The 15,960-nt window shown below is 70.6% G+C and carries 20 protein-coding genes; 15 read left to right on the top strand and 5 right to left on the bottom strand.

Annotated features, from left to right (window positions below; genetic code table 11):
- On the top strand, positions 1–388 hold a 388-nt coding region (locus FH608_RS33690; protein ID WP_139634427.1), incomplete at its 5' end, for a bifunctional DNA primase/polymerase.
- A gap of 136 nt (positions 389–524) precedes the next feature.
- Complete coding sequence (gene hemL, locus FH608_RS33695; RefSeq protein WP_139634428.1) at positions 525–1,814, top strand: glutamate-1-semialdehyde 2,1-aminomutase; 1,290 nt, start codon at positions 525–527, stop codon at positions 1,812–1,814.
- A gap of 121 nt (positions 1,815–1,935) precedes the next feature.
- Here the strand turns inward: hemL and FH608_RS33700 are convergent, their stop codons facing one another.
- A complete protein-coding gene (locus tag FH608_RS33700) occupies positions 1,936–2,409 on the bottom strand; it encodes a MarR family winged helix-turn-helix transcriptional regulator (RefSeq protein WP_139634429.1) in 474 nt (157 codons plus the stop codon).
- Between the two features lie 64 nt (positions 2,410–2,473).
- On the opposite strand from FH608_RS33700, the gene FH608_RS33705 reads away from it, so the two are divergent.
- Positions 2,474–2,716 carry a hypothetical protein gene (locus FH608_RS33705; protein WP_226900136.1) on the top strand — a complete coding sequence of 81 codons (243 nt, stop codon included), beginning with the start codon at positions 2,474–2,476 and terminating at the stop codon, positions 2,714–2,716.
- Between the two features lie 56 nt (positions 2,717–2,772).
- On the opposite strand, the gene FH608_RS33710 is transcribed toward FH608_RS33705, so the two are convergent.
- The gene (locus FH608_RS33710; protein WP_139634430.1) at positions 2,773–3,666 is read right to left on the bottom strand and encodes an EamA family transporter; all 894 of its coding nucleotides are present in this window, start codon (positions 3,664–3,666) and stop codon (positions 2,773–2,775) included.
- Between the two features lie 188 nt (positions 3,667–3,854).
- On the opposite strand from FH608_RS33710, the gene FH608_RS33715 reads away from it, so the two are divergent.
- From FH608_RS33715 to ccsB, 6 genes are all read left to right on the top strand, one after another.
- Positions 3,855–4,775 carry a LysR family transcriptional regulator gene (locus FH608_RS33715; RefSeq protein WP_139634431.1) on the top strand — a complete coding sequence of 307 codons (921 nt, stop codon included), beginning with the start codon at positions 3,855–3,857 and terminating at the stop codon, positions 4,773–4,775.
- A 97-nt stretch (positions 4,776–4,872) separates the two neighbouring features.
- A complete protein-coding gene (locus FH608_RS33720) occupies positions 4,873–5,511 on the top strand; it encodes a histidine phosphatase family protein (RefSeq protein ID WP_139634432.1) in 639 nt (212 codons plus the stop codon).
- A gap of 71 nt (positions 5,512–5,582) precedes the next feature.
- Positions 5,583–6,161 (top strand): TlpA family protein disulfide reductase, encoded by a 579-nt coding sequence (locus FH608_RS33725; RefSeq protein ID WP_226900137.1) that lies wholly within the window; start codon positions 5,583–5,585, stop codon positions 6,159–6,161.
- Positions 6,154–6,876: a cytochrome c biogenesis CcdA family protein gene (locus tag FH608_RS33730; protein WP_139634434.1), complete on the top strand. Its 723-nt coding sequence runs from the start codon at positions 6,154–6,156 to the stop codon at positions 6,874–6,876. The genes FH608_RS33725 and FH608_RS33730 overlap by 8 nt, the downstream gene beginning before the upstream one ends.
- Complete coding sequence (resB, locus tag FH608_RS33735) at positions 6,876–8,477, top strand: cytochrome c biogenesis protein ResB (protein WP_139634435.1); 1,602 nt, start codon at positions 6,876–6,878, stop codon at positions 8,475–8,477. Before FH608_RS33730 ends, resB begins: the two co-directional genes overlap by 1 nt.
- Positions 8,467–9,522 carry a c-type cytochrome biogenesis protein CcsB gene (gene ccsB, locus FH608_RS33740; RefSeq protein ID WP_139634436.1) on the top strand — a complete coding sequence of 352 codons (1,056 nt, stop codon included), beginning with the start codon at positions 8,467–8,469 and terminating at the stop codon, positions 9,520–9,522. The genes resB and ccsB overlap by 11 nt, the downstream gene beginning before the upstream one ends.
- Before the next feature lie 16 nt (positions 9,523–9,538).
- On the opposite strand, the gene FH608_RS33745 is transcribed toward ccsB, so the two are convergent.
- Positions 9,539–9,829: a PLDc N-terminal domain-containing protein gene (locus FH608_RS33745; protein ID WP_139634437.1), complete on the bottom strand. Its 291-nt coding sequence runs from the start codon at positions 9,827–9,829 to the stop codon at positions 9,539–9,541.
- 135 nt (positions 9,830–9,964) lie between these two features.
- Here FH608_RS33745 and FH608_RS33750 point away from each other — a divergent pair, with 135 nt between their 5' ends.
- The gene (locus tag FH608_RS33750; RefSeq protein ID WP_139634438.1) at positions 9,965–10,933 is read left to right on the top strand and encodes a hypothetical protein; all 969 of its coding nucleotides are present in this window, start codon (positions 9,965–9,967) and stop codon (positions 10,931–10,933) included.
- A gap of 10 nt (positions 10,934–10,943) precedes the next feature.
- Complete coding sequence (locus FH608_RS33755; RefSeq protein ID WP_139634439.1) at positions 10,944–11,186, top strand: hypothetical protein; 243 nt, start codon at positions 10,944–10,946, stop codon at positions 11,184–11,186.
- A 176-nt stretch (positions 11,187–11,362) separates the two neighbouring features.
- Here the strand turns inward: FH608_RS33755 and FH608_RS33760 are convergent, their stop codons facing one another.
- Positions 11,363–11,584: a BldC family transcriptional regulator gene (locus FH608_RS33760; RefSeq protein ID WP_026214226.1), complete on the bottom strand. Its 222-nt coding sequence runs from the start codon at positions 11,582–11,584 to the stop codon at positions 11,363–11,365.
- Positions 11,585–11,840: 256 nt separating this feature from the next.
- Here FH608_RS33760 and FH608_RS33765 point away from each other — a divergent pair, with 256 nt between their 5' ends.
- Positions 11,841–12,056 carry a DUF4229 domain-containing protein gene (locus tag FH608_RS33765; RefSeq protein ID WP_139634440.1) on the top strand — a complete coding sequence of 72 codons (216 nt, stop codon included), beginning with the start codon at positions 11,841–11,843 and terminating at the stop codon, positions 12,054–12,056.
- Here FH608_RS33765 and FH608_RS33770 read toward each other — a convergent pair.
- Complete coding sequence (locus tag FH608_RS33770; RefSeq protein ID WP_139634441.1) at positions 12,053–13,258, bottom strand: hypothetical protein; 1,206 nt, start codon at positions 13,256–13,258, stop codon at positions 12,053–12,055. The two genes, FH608_RS33765 and FH608_RS33770, sit on opposite strands and share 4 nt — an antisense overlap.
- Before the next feature lie 109 nt (positions 13,259–13,367).
- Between FH608_RS33770 and FH608_RS33775 the strand changes: the two genes are divergently transcribed.
- From FH608_RS33775 to FH608_RS33785, 3 genes are all read left to right on the top strand, one after another.
- A complete protein-coding gene (locus tag FH608_RS33775) occupies positions 13,368–14,084 on the top strand; it encodes a demethylmenaquinone methyltransferase (RefSeq protein WP_139634442.1) in 717 nt (238 codons plus the stop codon).
- Between the two features lie 161 nt (positions 14,085–14,245).
- Complete coding sequence (locus FH608_RS33780) at positions 14,246–15,499, top strand: geranylgeranyl reductase family protein (RefSeq protein ID WP_139634443.1); 1,254 nt, start codon at positions 14,246–14,248, stop codon at positions 15,497–15,499.
- A 64-nt stretch (positions 15,500–15,563) separates the two neighbouring features.
- Positions 15,564–15,959, top strand: coding sequence for an NADH-quinone oxidoreductase subunit A (locus FH608_RS33785; protein WP_139634444.1), 396 nt, complete (start codon positions 15,564–15,566; stop codon positions 15,957–15,959).
- The last annotated feature ends 1 nt before the right edge of the window (position 15,960 follow it).

Genomic DNA, 15,960 nt, shown 5'->3' on the forward strand with positions numbered 1-15,960 from the left:
GGCCGAGCCCGAGGCCAACGTGATCCTGCCCACCGGACGCGTGTTCGACGTCTTCGACGTACCGCTCGCTCTCGGCCTGTCGGCCCTCACGAGGATCGACAACGCCGGAGCCGACCCGGGCCCGGTCGCCGCCCACGGCGACCGGGTCCTGTTTTATGTGGCCACCCGTGGCAACCCGGAGGACGAGGACGAGTGGTGGTCGTGCCACCTCGACTGCGACCCCGCGACGATCGACGACACGCCAGGCCTGCGCTGGCACTGCCGCGACAGCTACGTGCTGGCGCCGCCCTCGACCCTGCCCAGCGGCCAGGCCGTCTCATGGCTGCGCCCGCCGAACGGCCGGCCCCTGCCCGACCCGCTGCGCATCCTGGAGTGGCTGGCCGACTGACGGTCCCGCTGCGCGTCCTGGAGTGGCCGGCCGACTGACGGTCCCGTTGCGCGTCCTGGAGTGGCCGGCCGGCTGACGGTCCTCCCGCCGTGCCCGTGTGGAGGGGGCGCGTGGGGGCGGGGCTAACCTGGGTCGGGTGAGCCGTACAACGAACTCGGAGAGCCTGTTCGCCCGCGCCCGCCAGATCGTGCCGGGAGGCGTCAACTCGCCGGTGCGCGCGTTCGGCGCGGTCGGCGGGACGCCGCGCTTCATGGTCTCCGGCCAGGGCCCCTACATCACCGACGCCGACGGCAACCGGTACGTCGACCTGGTGTGCTCCTGGGGCCCCATGATCCTCGGGCACCGCCACCCCGCAGTCGTCGAGGCCGTGTCGGCGGCGGTCGCCGACGGGTTCTCCTACGGCACCGCCACGCCGGGCGAGGTGGAGCTGGCCGAGGAGATCGTGGCCAGGGTGGCGCCGGTCGAGAAGGTGCGCCTGGTCAGCTCGGGCACCGAGGCGACGATGAGCGCGGTGCGGCTGGCCAGGGGGTTCACCGGGCGGTCGAAGGTGATCAAGTTCGCGGGGTGCTACCACGGGCACGTCGACGCGCTGCTGGCCTCGGCAGGGTCGGGCGTGGCGACGTTCGGGCTGCCCGACACGCCGGGCGTGACCGGGGCGTCGGCGGCCGACACGATCGTGCTGCCGTACAACGCGATCGAGGCCGTCGAGGCGGCCTTCGCCGAGGCGGAGATCGCGTGCGTGATCACCGAGGCGTGCCCGGCGAACATGGGGATCGTCCCGCCGCGCGACGGCTTCAACGCCCGCCTGCGCGAGCTGTGCACGGCCAACGGGGCGCTGCTCATCGTCGACGAGGTGCTGACCGGCTTCCGCGTCTCGCCCTCCGGCTGGTACGGCCTGGAGCCCGTGGACGCCGACCTGATGACGTTCGGCAAGGTCATGGGCGGCGGCCTGCCCGCCGCGGCCTTCGGGGGCCGGGCCGAGGTCATGGCCCAGCTCGCGCCCGAGGGGCCGGTCTACCAGGCGGGGACGCTGTCGGGTAACCCGCTGGCCTGCGCGGCCGGGCTGGCCACGCTGCGCGCCCTCGACGCCGCCGCCTACGAGCGGGTGGACGCCGCCGCCATGGCCGTCGGCCGGGCCGCCTCGGAGGCGCTCTCAGCGGCCGGGGTGCCGCACCGGCTCCAGCGGGCCGGCAGCCTGTTCTCGATCTTCTTCACCGACGCGGAGGTGACGAACTTCGCCGAGGCCAAGGCCCAGGACACCGCCGCCTTCACCGCGTTCTTCCACGCCATGCTCGACCAGGGGGTCTACCTTCCGCCGTCGGCGTACGAGGCGTGGTTCCTGTCGGCCTCGCACGACGACGAGGCGCTCAACCGCGTCGCCGACGCCCTCCCGGCCGCCGCCAAGGCCGCCGCGGCGGCCCACTGAGCCGCCGCCGCGCCGGGCGGCCGGCCCGCTGAGGGGATCGGCCGCGCCGGCCCGGAGCCGCCCGCGGCTCGCCGAACCTTCTCACGAGTACGGCACTGCCCGAGTGGATCGACCGGGACGGTCAGTCACCGCCTCCGATCGCGGTCCTGCGGGCCGGCAGGTCGGCGAGGATCTGCGTAAGCGAGGACCTGACGGCCTGGAGACCGTCCGCCCCGACGACGTCCGCCCACCGGACCTCCAGTTCGGCGAAGTAGCCGGCGCTGATCTCGGCGGCCCGGGTGCCACGGTCGGCGAAGACGACGATCCTGCCCCGGCCGTCGGCCGGGTCACGCACGCGCCGTACGTAGCCGTGTTGTTCCAGGTGGCCCACCAGCTCGCTCATGGCTTGCGGGGTCATCCCGGCCTTGCGCGCCAGCGTGGTGGGCCGGGTGCCGTCGCAGTCGAGCAACCGGAACACGTTCAGGTAGTGAGTGGGGCGTAGATCGTCGTAGCCGTTCTCGACCAGGCGCTGGAGGAGCCCGTCAAGGACCAGGTTGAAGGTCTGACCGATGAGCTGGGGGAGGAACGGTTCCCCGATTGAATATTGTTCGGACACCTTATAACCTAACCTTCTAAAGCTTCCTGAATACTTTCAGCATAGCCGAAGAAGGGATGACACCGTGAGATGGCTCAGGGTCGCGAGGATCGTCGGCGGGATGCTCCTCATCCTGCTGGGTCTGCTGTGGATCCTCCAGGGTGCCGACCTGATCCACATCGATCCCGTCTTGTGCGTCGCCGACTGCCGGCCCGTCACCGGCGGGTCACCCGGCTGGCTGATCGCCGGAGTGGTCACCGCGGTGGTCGGGGTCGTGCTGGCAGGGGTGCGACGCGGGAACCCCAAGTCAGGCGCTTCCTCGTCGTGATCGAGTCCGGCCCCGCGGCGGAACCGGGCCGTGAAAGCGTTCCCGGCCGCCGCGCCTTATGCCGTCGGCCCGCTGAGGGGGTCGGCGGCTCGCGGGGCCGGGGCCGGCGCGCGGCGGGGCTGGGAGCCCGCGTAAAGGACGCCCGCGACGATCAGCGCCGCCGCGAGGAGGTCGAGCCAGGAGATCGGCTCGCCGGTCACCAGCGCGGCCGACGACATGCCGAACACCGGCACCAGCAGCGTGTACGGCGCCACGGTGGAGGCGTCGTAACGCCGCAGCAGCAGCCCCCAGACGCCGAAGCCGCCCAGCGTGGAGACGAAGGCGACGTACCCCAGCGACAGCCAGCCCTCCACGGGCGCGTTGAGCGCGGGCACGCCCTCCAGCAGGAGCGACAGGAGCAGGAGCGGCGGCGCGGAGAAGGCGCTGACCCAGACCATGAAGCGCAGGGAGTCGGGCGGCGCGGCCCGGCGCTGGACGACGTTGCCGAGTCCCCAGGCGGCCGCGGCGGCCAGGCAGAGCGCGAAGGCGCCGATCGGGCCTGACAGCCCGAAGCCGAGGGCGACGACGGCGAGGCCGCCGAAGGCGACGGCCAGCCCTGACACGCGGCGGGCGGTGAGCCGCTCACCGAGCAGCGTCACCGCGAACACCACGGTGAACAGCGCCTGCGTCTGCAGGACGAGTGAGGTCAGCCCGGCCGGCATGCCCGCCCGCATGCCCACGAGCAGGAACCCGAACTGGCCGACCCCGATGGTCGCCGCCACCCCCGCGACCCAGCGCCACGGGACCCCGGGCCGCCCCACGAACAGCAGGGCGGGGAAGCCGGCCAGCGCGAACCTGAGCCCCGCGTACAGCAGGGGAGGGAAGTGTCGCAGGCCGATCTGCATGACGACGAAGTTGAAGCCCCAGACGGCTGCTAGGCCGATGACCAGGGCCAGATGGCGGGGGCGCAAGTCAGCGCGCGGGCTTCTGGTAGTGGACGCGCTGCCTGCGGGCCTGCTCCGCCAGCACCTTGAGGTACGAGACGGTGCCTGACTGCTGCTGCTTCTTCGACTTAAGGATTCTCATGCAACTATTTTCGTCTGCTACAGATTCAACGACAAGCGAGACTTTCTACGCTAAACCATTTAGAGTGGCTTACATGTTGGACTTGAACCGGCTCAAGGCCCTTCACGCTGTGCACGTCTACGGGTCCGTCGGGGCGGCGGCCGACGCGCTCATGGTCACCCCGTCGGCGGTGTCCCAGCAGATCGCCAAGCTGGAGCGCGAGACCGGGGCCAGGCTCATGGAGCGCAACGGGCGCGGCGTGCGGCTCACCGACGCGGCCGGCCTCCTCGCCGAGCACGCCGAGCGCATCCTCGCCCTGGTCGAGACCGCCGAGGCCGACTTCGAGGCGCTGCGCGGCGAGGTCGTCGGCCGCCTGAACGCCGGGGCCTTCCCCACCGCCGCGCGCGGGCTCATGCCGAAGGCGCTGATCCAGCTCAAGGAGCGCCATCCCGACCTGTCCGTCCAGCTCAACGAGCGCGAGCCGGAGCGGGTGGTCCGCGAGGTGGCCAGGGGCGAGCTGGACCTCGGCGTGATCCAGGACTGGCTCAACCGGCCCATGGCGCTGCCCGACGGCCTGTCCAGGGCGCCGCTGCTCGACGACGTGGCCGACGTCGCCGTCCCCGCCGGGCACCCGCTCGCGGACAGCAGGGAGGTGGAGCTGGCCCAGCTGCGCGGCGAGCCCTGGATCAGCTCGTCCCCCGGCACCGTCTGCCACGACTGGCTCGTCTTCACGCTGCGCAACGCCTCCGTGGAGCCGGTGATCGCGTGCATGGCCGACGAGTACCCGACCCAGCTCGCGCTGGTGGCCGCCGGGCTGGGCTGCGCGATCGTGCCGCGCCTCGGCCGCGACTGCGTGCCGGACGGCGTCCGGATCGTGCCGATCATGCCGCGCCAGTCGCGGCGCATCTACGCGGTGTGGCGTACGGACGCCGCCCGCCGCCCCGCGATCAGGGCCATGGTGGACGCGCTGGCCGAGGCGAGCCGCACACAGGAGAACGCCTGGGCCGTCACCTGAGCGGGACACGACCGGGACGCTGCCGGGACACGGCCGGGACGCGACACCCGGCCGGTCGGCTGGGCGGTGGAGGGGAGCGGATAGGCTGTGGCTCACCATGGCTGAAACCACCGTCGTCCACCTGCTGCGCCACGGTGAGGTGCACAACCCCGCCGGCGTCCTCTACGGCAGGCTGCCCGGCTACCACCTGTCCCAGACGGGTCAGCTCATGGCCGAGACGGTCGCCAAGGCCGTGGGCGGGCGCGACATCGTCGCCCTCCGCAGCTCGCCGCTGGAGCGCGCGCTGGAGACCGCGGCCCCGCTGGCCGACAAGCTCGGCCTCGACATCGTCCAGGACGAGCGCCTGATCGAGGCGGGCAACATGCTCCAGGGCCGCCCCGTGGGCCAGGGCCTGGCGATCTTCCGCAGCCCCCGCAACTACCGCTATTTCTGGAATCCGCTGCGCCCGTCCTGGGGCGAGGCGTACCCGCTGATCGTGCGGCGCATGAAGTCGGTGATCGACGACGTCAGGGCCGCGGCGCGCGGCCACGAGGCGGTGCTCGTCAGCCACCAGCTGCCGATCTGGACGATCCGCATGGCCGCCGAGGGCCGCAGGCTCTGGCACGATCCGCGGCGCAGGCAGTGCGCGCTGGCGAGCCTCACCACGTTCTCCTTCGACGGCGACCGCCTCGTCAGCATCGGCTACAGCGAGCCGGCGGGGTCGATCGAGACGGGTCCGTCCGTTCCCGGGGCCTGATGTCCGGAGCTCGCGGTGCCACCGGTAGAGTTGCAAGCTCTACCGCTTGTAGTACAAGGAGATCTTCCTCCGTGCGCGCCAACAGATCTATCGGGCCCATCTCCCTTGTTCTCGTGGGCCTGCTGGTCGCGGGCTGTGCCGGCAACCAGAGCGGCCAGCCGCAGGCGGGCGACACCCGTTTCGTGGCGGGTGACGGGAAGATGCAGGTGTTCGGCGCGGGTGAGCGCAAGCCGGCGCCCGCCGTCCAGGGTCCGACCCTCGACGGGTCCACCGCCTCACTCGCCGCCCACAAGGGCGAGGTCGTGGTGCTCAACTTCTGGGCGTCGTGGTGCGGCCCGTGCCGGGCGGAGGCCCCGGTGCTCAAGGAGGTCGCGGCCAAGACCAAGGACACGGGCGTGCAGTTCCTCGGCGTCGACTTCAAGGACCGGCAGGCCGACGCGCTGGCGTTCGAGCGCACCGAGAAGACCGGCTACCCGCACATCTTCGACCAGCCCGGCAAGGTGGCGCTGTCCTTCCAGGGCACGGTGCCGCCCGCGGCCATCCCGTCCACGCTGATCATCGACAAGCAGGGCAGGATCGCCGCCAGGGCGCTCGGCGCGGTCAAGTACACCGACCTGCTCGACACGGTGACCAAGGTGCGCGATGAATGACGTCGTGGCCTCGGGCTCGCTGCTGCTCGCCGTGCCGATCGCGGTGCTGGCCGGGGTCGTGTCGTTCCTCTCGCCGTGCGTGCTGCCGCTCGTGCCCGGCTACCTGTCGTACGTGACCGGCATGAGCGCCCACCCGGGGCGGGGGCGGCTGGTGCTGGGCACGGCGCTGTTCGTGAGCGGCTTCGGGCTGGTGTTCGTGCTGAGCGGCGCGCTGTTCGGCGGGCTCGGCTCGGTTGTGCTCGGCCACGCCGAGGTCATCACGCGCGTGCTCGGCGTGCTGACCATCCTGCTCGGGCTGGCCTTCCTCGGCGTCGTCCCCGGGCTGATGCGCGACGTGCGCATCCACCGGGTGCCGGCCGCGGGGCTCGCCGGTGCGCCGCTGCTCGGGGTGGTGTTCGGGCTGGGCTGGACACCGTGCATCGGCCCGACGCTCGCCGTCGTGCTGGCCTTGGGGCTCAACGAGGGCAGCGCCGCACGGGGCGCCCTCCTGGCCGTCGCGTACGCCCTGGGCCTCGGGCTGCCGTTCGTCGGCGCGGCGCTCGCGTACAGCAAGGCCCTGCGCACCTTCAGGGCCGTCCGCAGGCACTCGCGCCTGATCACCCGGGTCGGCGGCGGCATGATGGTCGCGGTCGGGGTGCTGCTCGTGACCGGGCTGTGGGGAGAGATGATCGCTGCCATGCAGGGCCTGATCGGCGCCTTCGAGCCGGTGATCTGATGAGCGTCCAGGAGGAGCCGGCGAAGGGCCAGGTCAAGGAGCAGGCGGAGGAGCGGCCGGAGCAGCACGTCCCCAGGCAGGTCGGCCTGGGGCCGGTCGGCTGGCTGCGGTGGGGCTGGCGCACGCTCACCTCGATGAAGACGGCGCTCATCCTGCTGTTCCTGCTCGCGCTGGCCTCGGTGCCCGGCTCGCTCGTACCGCAGCGCGGCGTCGACCCCGACAAGGTGGCGCGGCTCTACGAGCAGAGCCCCACGCTGGCCGAGTGGTACGACCGGTTCCAGCTCTTCGAGGTGTTCACCTCGGCCTGGTTCGCGGCGATCTACCTGCTGCTGTTCATGTCGCTGATCGGCTGCATCATCCCGCGCACCGCGACGTACGCGCGGGAGCTGCGCAGGAAGCCGCCGGCCGCGCCCAGGCGCCTCGACCGCCTGCCGCACTCCGCCTCGTTCGAGGGCGACCTGGACGTCGAGGAGGCCGCCCGGCGGCTGCGCCGGCTGCGCTTCCGGGTCGTGACCGGGGACGGCTGGGTCTCCGCGGAGAAGGGCTACCTGCGCGAGACGGGAAACCTGTTCTTCCACATCGCCCTGCTGGGCATCCTGCTCGCGGTCGGCTTCGGCTCGCTGTTCGGCTACCGCGGCAACGTCCTGGTCGTGGAGGGCGACGGGTTCGCCAACACCGTGGCCGCCTATGACCGGTTCATCCCGGGCAGCCAGGTCTCGGCCGAGTCGCTGGAGCCGTTCTCGTTCCAGCTGGCCGACTTCAAGGTCGCCTACCAGGTCACGGGCGACAAGCGCGGGCAGGCGCTCGACTACGACGCGCACCTGAAGGTCTCCGAGTCGCCCGGCGCGCCGGCCCGCGACTACGACCTGAAGGTCAACGACCCGCTGGAGATCGACGGCACGCAGACCTACCTCATCGGCAACGGCTACGCCCCCGTCTTCAAGGTCACCGACGGCAAGGGCCAGGTGGCGTTCGACGGCCCGGTGCCCTGCCTGATCGAGGCCAAGGCCACCATGACGTCCGGATGCGTGGTCAAGGTGCCCGACGCGCAGCCGTCTCAGCTCGGGTTCCTGCTGCGGTTCCTGCCCACCAGCGTGCCGCTGACCGACGGCACGTACGCCTCCGCCTTCCCCGGCGAGGTCAACCCCGAGGTGCAGGTTCTGGGCGCCTTCAAGGGCGACCTCGGGCTGCGCTCCGGACGGCCGCAGTCGGTCTACGAGCTCGCCCCGCCCGAGGTGCTGAAGAAGCTCACCCCCATCGTCATGGGCAAGGACGTGCCCAAGCCGCTCGCGGTCGGGCAGTCGGTCGAGCTGCCCGACGGGGTGGGCACGCTGCAGTTCACCGGGGTCAAGGAGTGGGTCACGCTCCAGATCGCGTACGACCCGGGCCGGGTGCCCGCGTTGATCGCCGCGGGCACGGCGGTCGTCGCCATCGCGCTGTCGCTGCTCATCCGCCGCCGCAGGGTGTTCGTGCGGATCGGCGAGGGCGGCGCGGTCCAGGTGGGCGGCCTGACCCGCACCGAGGGCTCCGCGGCGGGCTTCGCCGAGGAGTTCGCCGACATCGTCAAGGCTCTATCAGCAGGAGAAAAGCATGTCCGCTGAGCAACTCGCCCAGCTGAGCGACCTTCTCGTCGTCGCAGCCGTCCTCCTCTACGTGTTCGCCATGGTCGCCTTCGCGATCGAGCTCGCCTTCGGCAAGGGCCGCGCCGACAAGCCGGCCGTCGCCTCGTCGGCCGCGCCCGAGCAGGCCGTCGCCGAGCGCGCGGAGGCCAGGAAGCCGGTCGCCGTCGCCGCAGGCGGCACGACCGCCGCCGCGGAGGCCGCGACGCCTCCGGACGAGCGCGCGAGCGCGGCTCCCTCAGATGACCACGCGGCCGTGACGCCTTCCGGCGGCGGTGCGGCCGTGGCCGGGTCCGGGGCCACGGGGTCGGCCACGCGGGCCGCGAAGGTGGCCCTGGCGCTCGCCTGGGTGGGCTGGGCCGCCCATCTCACGGCCATCGCCACGCGCGGCCTGGCCGTGGACCGGTGGCCGTGGGGCAACATGTACGAGTTCGTGGTGGCCATCTGCTTCGCCGCCGTGACCGCGTTCCTCGGCACGCAGCTCCGCTACAACGTGCGCTTCCTCGGCGCCTTCGTGATGGTCGCGGCCGCCCTCGGCCTCGGCCTGGCCGTCAAGTTCTTCTACACGGCCGCGGGGCCGGTCGTGCCGGCGCTCAACTCGTACTGGATCGCCATCCACGTCACCGCCGCGATCATCTCCAGCGGCCTGTTCACGATGGCCGGCGTCTCCGGCGTGCTCTACCTGGTGCGCGGCGACGGGGTGTCACGCCTGCCGTCCCGCGCCGACCTGGAGCGGGTGGCGCACCGGGCGATCGTGCTGGCGTTCCCGCTGTGGACGTTCGCGGTGATCGCGGGCGCTCTCTGGGCGGACCGGGCGTGGGGCCGCTACTGGGGCTGGGACCCCAAGGAGGTCTGGTCGTTCATCACCTGGGTGGCCTACGCGGCCTACCTGCACGCCAAGGTGACGGCCGGCTGGCGGGGCAGGGCCTCGACGATCGTGCAGCTCGTGGCGTTCGCCTGCCTGATGTTCAACCTGATCGGCGTCAACGTCTTCATCAGCGGGCTCCACAGCTACGCCGACGTCTGATCGGAGCCGGAGGGGGTCAGACGTCGTCGCCACGCATGCGGCGGTCGAGGTCGCGCAGGAAGTCGGGGTCGTCGTCCGGCCCCTTCGGCATGCCCGGGCCCGGAGGGACGGGCCAGGGGGCGCGCGTGGCCCGCGGACGGCCGCGCGCCATCCAGAGCAGCCCGCCGAGCAGCGGGATGAGCACGACGATGAAGATCCACAACGTCTTTGGTACGTTCCTGACCTCGTCATCGGGGGTGGTCATGACGTCGAAGAGGGAGAACAGCCAGAAGGCCAGCAGCGCCAGGCCGATCAGTACACCTGCCATGCCCGAACTGTAAGCCATCCGCGACGTGATCGTGCTTCCCGATGTCCCCTTTGGGGTGACTAGGGGAAGATCGACGTCGTACCGTGGAAGCCGATGCGGCGGTCCAGCCGGACTTCCCGGGCGTTGAGGGGTGCGATGGCCTTTTCCCAGGACAAGGCGTCTCACGACAAGGGGCGGCACCGGCGCGGCCGTTGGTGGCGGCGCGGGTCCTATCTCTTCTCCCGGCGCCAGGAGGCGCCCCCCGAGGCCGAGCGCTCGTTCTGGTCCAGCGCCCGTGAGAAGCCCGCTGAGGGCCGTCCAGAGGCCAAGGGCCGTAAGGGAGCGGACGCGCCTCCCAAGCCGCCTGAGCGGCCGGTACGGACGAGCTGGGACGGGTTCTCGCTGCGCGAACGCCGTGAGAGGCTGCCCGCCGCCGTCGTGGAACGTCCCGGCTACACCTGGTACGACTTCGAGCTCGACGACCGGCCGAGGGCCCAGCCCAACCGGCCGGGGGCCCCGTCCCTGGGCGACGGCCTGCGGCACTGCGGCAAGCTGGAGAGCGTCCTGCACCGCCAGTGGGACGCCAGGCAGGGCCCGCCCTCGCCCGACACCGTACGCGCCGTGGAGAGCCTGGCGAGGCTCCCCGACCGGCTCAAGGAGCAGCTCGCGGCCGGCCTGGAGGGCATCTACGTGGGCCGCGGCGGCGTGCCCGATCTCGACGACATGGGCTACTTACGCGGCGCCCCGCTCCCGTCGGGTCGCGCCACGTGGGACATCTGCGCCGGCGCGTACGGTGACCGCAAGATCGTCGTGGGCGACCGCCCCTCGCCCACCCCGGACGTGATGATGCACGAGGTCGGCCACGCCATTGACGACATCGACGCGCCGCACGGCGACTGGGTCTCCGACTCGCCCGAGTTCGTCCGTCTCTACGAGGCGGCCCTGCCGCTGCTCGCCTCCACCTTCCACCGGCAGGGAGGCGGGCTCGGGCGCAAGGAGTTCTTCGCCGACGCCTTCGCCGCCATCGCCTCGCGCCAGCGTCCCGCCCTCGTCGACATGCTCGGGGGCGACACGCGGATGGCGCTCGACATCATGCTGTACTTCAACCGGCGCTACGGAATCTAGGTGATCCGACATGTACGTCATCCGGCTCGCGGACGGGACCCTGCGCGTGCCGCGGAGCCTGACCAGCGTGGACGGGGGCCTGATCGGCAACGCGTACGTGGAGATGCGGCCTGGTGACCCCGGCTACGACGACCTGCTGCCCGAGGCGCTGACGGAGGAGGAGGCGGCCGAGCGGCGCAGGCGCTGGAAAGAGGAGAACGACGACCTGGAGCGGGAGTTCCTGGCGTTCAAGGCGGAGCAGGAGGGCGCCTGAGGCGGGGCAGGAGAGCGCCTCGGCAGGAGGGGGCCCGAGCGGGTGACGGACAGGCGCCAACCACGGTCGGCGGTTGGCGCCGCCTCATGCTGCCGGACGGAAGTGTGGCCAGGAAGCACGTGAACAGTGGTCGCGCCGGCGGTGATCCTGCCGTCGCAGGATCACCGTCTGCACGGTCAGACGCGCGGGGACTCACCTGCCGGCCGGTCGGCCGTCAATACGTCCTCGCCTCGGAGAAGGGCGTGCACTTCCGACTCGCGGAAGCGCCGGTGCCCTCCGGGGGTGCGGATACTGCTGATGCGGCCTGCCGCAGCCCAGCGCGTAACCGTCTTTGGGTCTACCCGGAAGAGGGCGGCAACCTCTCCTGGGGTCAGCAGACGCTCGCTGCTACTCTCCACCAATCTCTCCCCCTCGCATCCCGCTTCCTGCCAGCGGGCGGACAGGTAACCAGTGTGTCGAGCGAAGCCTGATTTATCCGTGGTTTTCTACAAAGATCACGGGTTGTTATCAGCTGACTGCCCGATTGTTATATGATAGAGCCTCTTTGGGGCTCTCGTGGGTGTTTCTTTACGAAACTCCCTGACTGGGAACAGTAGCAGCGCTCGCGCCGGATGCGAAGAGCGACCGGTCCACGGGTGCAAGTAACCTCGACGTGTGCGTCCCGTTCTCGTTTACACCGCGTCGCGGATCGGCCTGTTTCTCGTGACACTGGGTGTCCTCTGGATCATCTGGCCGATAAACCTCTTCGTGCTGATCTTGGCGTCTTTCTTGGTCAGCGGCATAGCCAGCTACATCTTGCTCAGCAAGCAGCGAGATGCCGTGAGCGCGCGTATCAGCAACAAGATCGACCAGCCGAAGCCGCAGGACTAGGGCTGAGGGAACATGCCAATCCGGGCATGGTACTCCCGTCCGAGTCGGGTTGTGTCGCTACCGACAAGTAGTCCGCTGCGATGCGCGTAAAACGCCTTCACGCCGATGCCGCGCTCGCGCGTGGGATTCCAACTGAGGGCCTTTCCGGTGACCGGATGAATGGCCCCGATCCCCGGTCGTGACACCGCGCCCGGCCCGGCCGAGTCGCGGCCCTTCGGGTTGTTCAGCCAGCGCTGATGCCCGCCGACGTAGACCGCCGCTCCCGTCACGCTGACCGAGTAGAGCGAGTCGCCGCCCGTGGCGTTGACCCAGGTGGGCTTGATGCGGGTCCCGGTGGCGTACGTCTCGAACCTGGCGGCGGTGTCGCACATGCCGCCCCTGGGGCCGCCGGTGGTGACGACCGCGAAATAGCGCCCGTCGGGCGAGAAGTCGAGGCCGCGCACGTACGACGGGAACGCCTTCATGCACTTCCCGGCGTACGCCTCGGTCCGCCAGGGGGCCACCGCGGCGGTGGGACCGCTGATGTCGATCAGGCCCAGTTGCGGCCGGCTGTGGCCGCCGAGCGTGGTGAACGAGCCGTCCACGGCCAGCCGGTGGCCGGTGGCGGCGAGCGCGTAGACCTTGACCCTGGGCGTGAGCGCCTTGCCCGGCGTGATGTCGAACGCCGGGTCTGCCTCGCCCGTGGTGGCGTCCAGGGCGGCCAGGGCGGTGCGCGGGCCGATGAAGTCGCCGCCGACGTACAGCTTCGAGCCCTGCCTGACCAGGGCGCTGACCATGCCGCCGCGGATGCGCGGCGTGAAGCCGGGCACCAGCGAGCCGTCGGAGAGCTTCAGCTTGGCCAGCGACCTGGACCGGGTGCTGTTGACCCCGGCGAACTCGCCGCCGACGTATACGGTGCCGAGGTCGCCGGCGGCCAGGCCGTGGACCGGGCCGGGCACGACCGGTGCGAAGTTCTCCACGATGCGGCCCGTGGCCAGGTCGTAGGCGAACAGGTTGGCGCGCGGGTAGACGGTCTCGCGGGCGGCGTCGCTCACCTCGCTGAAGGAGCCGCCGACCACGACGGTCCGGCCGATGACGGTGATGGCGTTGACGATGCCGTCCAGCACGTGGGGCGTGTAGTCGACCGGGTCGGCGGAGACCACGCGCGTGTGCGGCGTGGGGGCCGAGGCGAGGAGCGCCGCAAGGGCGACACGGGCAAACATTCGCCAAGTTTTAGCAGACGTTCAGTAGTCTCGCGGCTACTTTCCGTTGAATGTCCATAAACCCAATAGGCGCAGAGTCGCGGGCGGGACCGCCCAATAGGCTTGGCGCATGACGCGCGCTCAGTTGGACAAACAGCCGGACGAGGTCGCCGCGATGTTCGACCGCACCGCCCGGCGCTACGACCTGGTCAACGATGTGATCTCCCTCGGCCAGGTGAGGCTCTGGCGCAGGGCCGTCGCCGCGGCGGTCGACGCGGGGCCGGGTGAGCTCGTGCTCGACCTGGGGGCCGGCACGGGCACGTCCACCGACTCGTTCACCACGCTCGGCGCACGCGCCATCGCCTCCGACTTCTCTATGGGCATGCTCCGCACCGGCGTACGCCGCCACGGCGGCAACGCGCTGACGGGCGAGGGCGTCCCGTTCGTCGCGGGCGACGCGATGCGGTTGCCGTTCGCCGACGAGGTGTTCGACGCGGTGACGATCTCGGTGGCGCTGCGCAACGTGCACGACACCGAGCAGGCGCTGCGGGAGATGGCGCGCGTGACCAGGCCGGGCGGGCGGCTGGTGGTGCTGGAGTTCTCGCACGTGACGTTCGCGCCGTTCGATCTGGTCTATCGCGAATATCTGATGCGGATGCTGCCGAAAGTGGCCAAGGTCTTCGGGTCCAATGACGATTCCTACGAATATCTGGCCGAGTCGATCAGGGATTGGCCCGACCAGCGCACCCTCGCGAGGATCATTCAGCGGGCCGGCTGGGAGCGGGTGGCCTGGCGCGATCTCACCATGGGGATCGTGGCCATGCACAGGGGGTTCAAGCCGGCGTGAGACCACACGCGACACGCCGTTCCCCTTGGATCACAGAACAGCCCCCCGACTGCCACTATGTACTGGAAAAGCAGTAGACTGCGGGCCGACAAGTTTGTGAAGGGGTTCACAAAGGAACGAAGGCAGCCACCCCCAAGGCCTTCGAAGGACAGGACAGTCCAGTGACGGTGCCAACAACCACGCAGACCGACGCCGACGTCATCGTCGTCGGCGCCGGTCCCGCAGGTTCCGCGACCGCCTTTTACCTCGCCCGGTCCGGGCTCGACGTGCTGCTGCTGGAGAAGACCAGGTTCCCCCGCGAGAAGGTCTGCGGCGACGGCCTGACCCCCCGCGCGGTCAAGCAGCTGCTCCAGATGGGCATCGACATCGACGCGCCCGGCTGGGTCAGGAACAAGGGCCTGCGCGTCGTCGGCGGCGGGCTCCGCTTCGACCTCGACTGGCCCCACCTGGAGCGGTTCCCCGACTTCGGGCTCGTACGCACCCGCCAGGACTTCGACCAGATCCTCGCCGCCAACGCGGCCGCCAGCGGCGTGCGCGTGATGGAGGGCGTCACCGTCACGGGGCCCATCCTCGACGACCGCAGCGGCCACATCGTGGGCGTGACGACCAAGGACGGCGCCGAATACCGCAGCCGCCTGGTGGTGGCCGCCGACGGCAACAGCACCAGGCTGGCCCTCGGCATGGGCCTGCACAAGCGGGAAGACCGGCCGATGGGCGTGGCCGTGCGGACGTACTTCGAGAGCCCGCGCCACGACGACGACTACCTCGAGATCTGGCTGGAGCTGTGGGCCGAGGACCGGCTGCTGCCCGGTTACGGGTGGATCTTCGGCGTCGGCGACGGCACCGCCAACGTGGGCCTCGGGCTGCTCAACACGAGCGCCCAGTTCAAGAACATCGACTACCGCGACCTGCTGCGACGCTGGTGCAAGGCCATGCCCGCCGAGTGGGGCTTCACCGAGGAGAACATGACGGCCCCCATTCGCGGCGCCGCGCTCCCGATGGCCTTCAACCGGCAGCCGCACTACACGCGCGGCCTGCTGCTCGTGGGCGACTCGGGCGGGTCGATCAACCCGTTCAACGGCGAGGGCATCGCCTACGCCATGGAGACCGGCGAGATCGCCGCCGAAATCATCGTCAAGGCCCTCAAGGGCACCACTCCCGCGCAGCGCGAGCGGACCCTGCGGACCTATCCCGGCGTGCTGAAGGACGCCTACGGCGGCTACTTCACGCTGGGCAAGTGGTTCGTCGAGGCCATCGGGAGGCCGGAGGTGATGAGGTTCGGCACCAGGCACGGGCTCCCTCACCCGAGGCTGATGCGCTTCGCCATCAAACTCCTTGGTAATCTCACCGACCGGCGAGGCGATGCGTCGGACATGATCATCAACGCACTCTCAAAGGTCGCCCCACCAGCATGAATCTCAGAACTGACAGATCCGGCTGCGCGCCCGCGCGCGCGGCGACTCCAGAGGAGGCGTAGCGATGGACCTTTACGTGCCCATCCTGGTGCTCGCCGTTCTCGCGGGGGGCTTCGCGATCTTCTCGGTCGCCATCGCTCCCTTCACCGGCCCCAAGCGCTGGAACCGCGCCAAGCTTGACGCCTACGAATGCGGCATCGAGCCGACGCCCCAGCCCGTCGGTGGTGGACGGTTCCCGCTCAAATACATGATCACCGCGATGCTCTTCATCGTGTTCGACATCGAGATCATCTTCCTCTACCCGTGGGCGGTCTCGTTCGCCAAGCAGACGAACGACGCGGGCCAGACGCTCAACCCTGGCCTCGGCCTGTTCGGGCTCGTGGAGATGCTCCTGTTCATCGTCACCGTGCTCGTCGCCTACGCGTACGTGTGGCGCCGCAAGGGTCTGGACTGGGACTGAA

It is taken from the genome of Nonomuraea phyllanthi (genome assembly GCF_006334985.2).
GTDB classification, from domain to species: domain Bacteria; phylum Actinomycetota; class Actinomycetes; order Streptosporangiales; family Streptosporangiaceae; genus Nonomuraea; species Nonomuraea phyllanthi.

Coding starts and splice junctions, on each gene's coding strand:
- FH608_RS33715 (WP_139634431.1), top strand. CDS start 3,855: ATGTTGGACTTGAACCGGCTCAAGGCCCTTCACGCTGTGCACGTCTAC.
- FH608_RS33720 (WP_139634432.1), top strand. CDS start 4,873: ATGGCTGAAACCACCGTCGTCCACCTGCTGCGCCACGGTGAGGTGCAC.
- FH608_RS33730 (WP_139634434.1), top strand. CDS start 6,154: ATGAATGACGTCGTGGCCTCGGGCTCGCTGCTGCTCGCCGTGCCGATC.
- resB (WP_139634435.1), top strand. CDS start 6,876: ATGAGCGTCCAGGAGGAGCCGGCGAAGGGCCAGGTCAAGGAGCAGGCG.
- ccsB (WP_139634436.1), top strand. CDS start 8,467: ATGTCCGCTGAGCAACTCGCCCAGCTGAGCGACCTTCTCGTCGTCGCA.
- FH608_RS33745 (WP_139634437.1), bottom strand. CDS start 9,829: ATGGCAGGTGTACTGATCGGCCTGGCGCTGCTGGCCTTCTGGCTGTTC.
- FH608_RS33750 (WP_139634438.1), top strand. CDS start 9,965: ATGGCCTTTTCCCAGGACAAGGCGTCTCACGACAAGGGGCGGCACCGG.
- FH608_RS33755 (WP_139634439.1), top strand. CDS start 10,944: ATGTACGTCATCCGGCTCGCGGACGGGACCCTGCGCGTGCCGCGGAGC.
- FH608_RS33770 (WP_139634441.1), bottom strand. CDS start 13,258: ATGTTTGCCCGTGTCGCCCTTGCGGCGCTCCTCGCCTCGGCCCCCACG.
- FH608_RS33775 (WP_139634442.1), top strand. CDS start 13,368: ATGACGCGCGCTCAGTTGGACAAACAGCCGGACGAGGTCGCCGCGATG.
- FH608_RS33785 (WP_139634444.1), top strand. CDS start 15,564: ATGGACCTTTACGTGCCCATCCTGGTGCTCGCCGTTCTCGCGGGGGGC.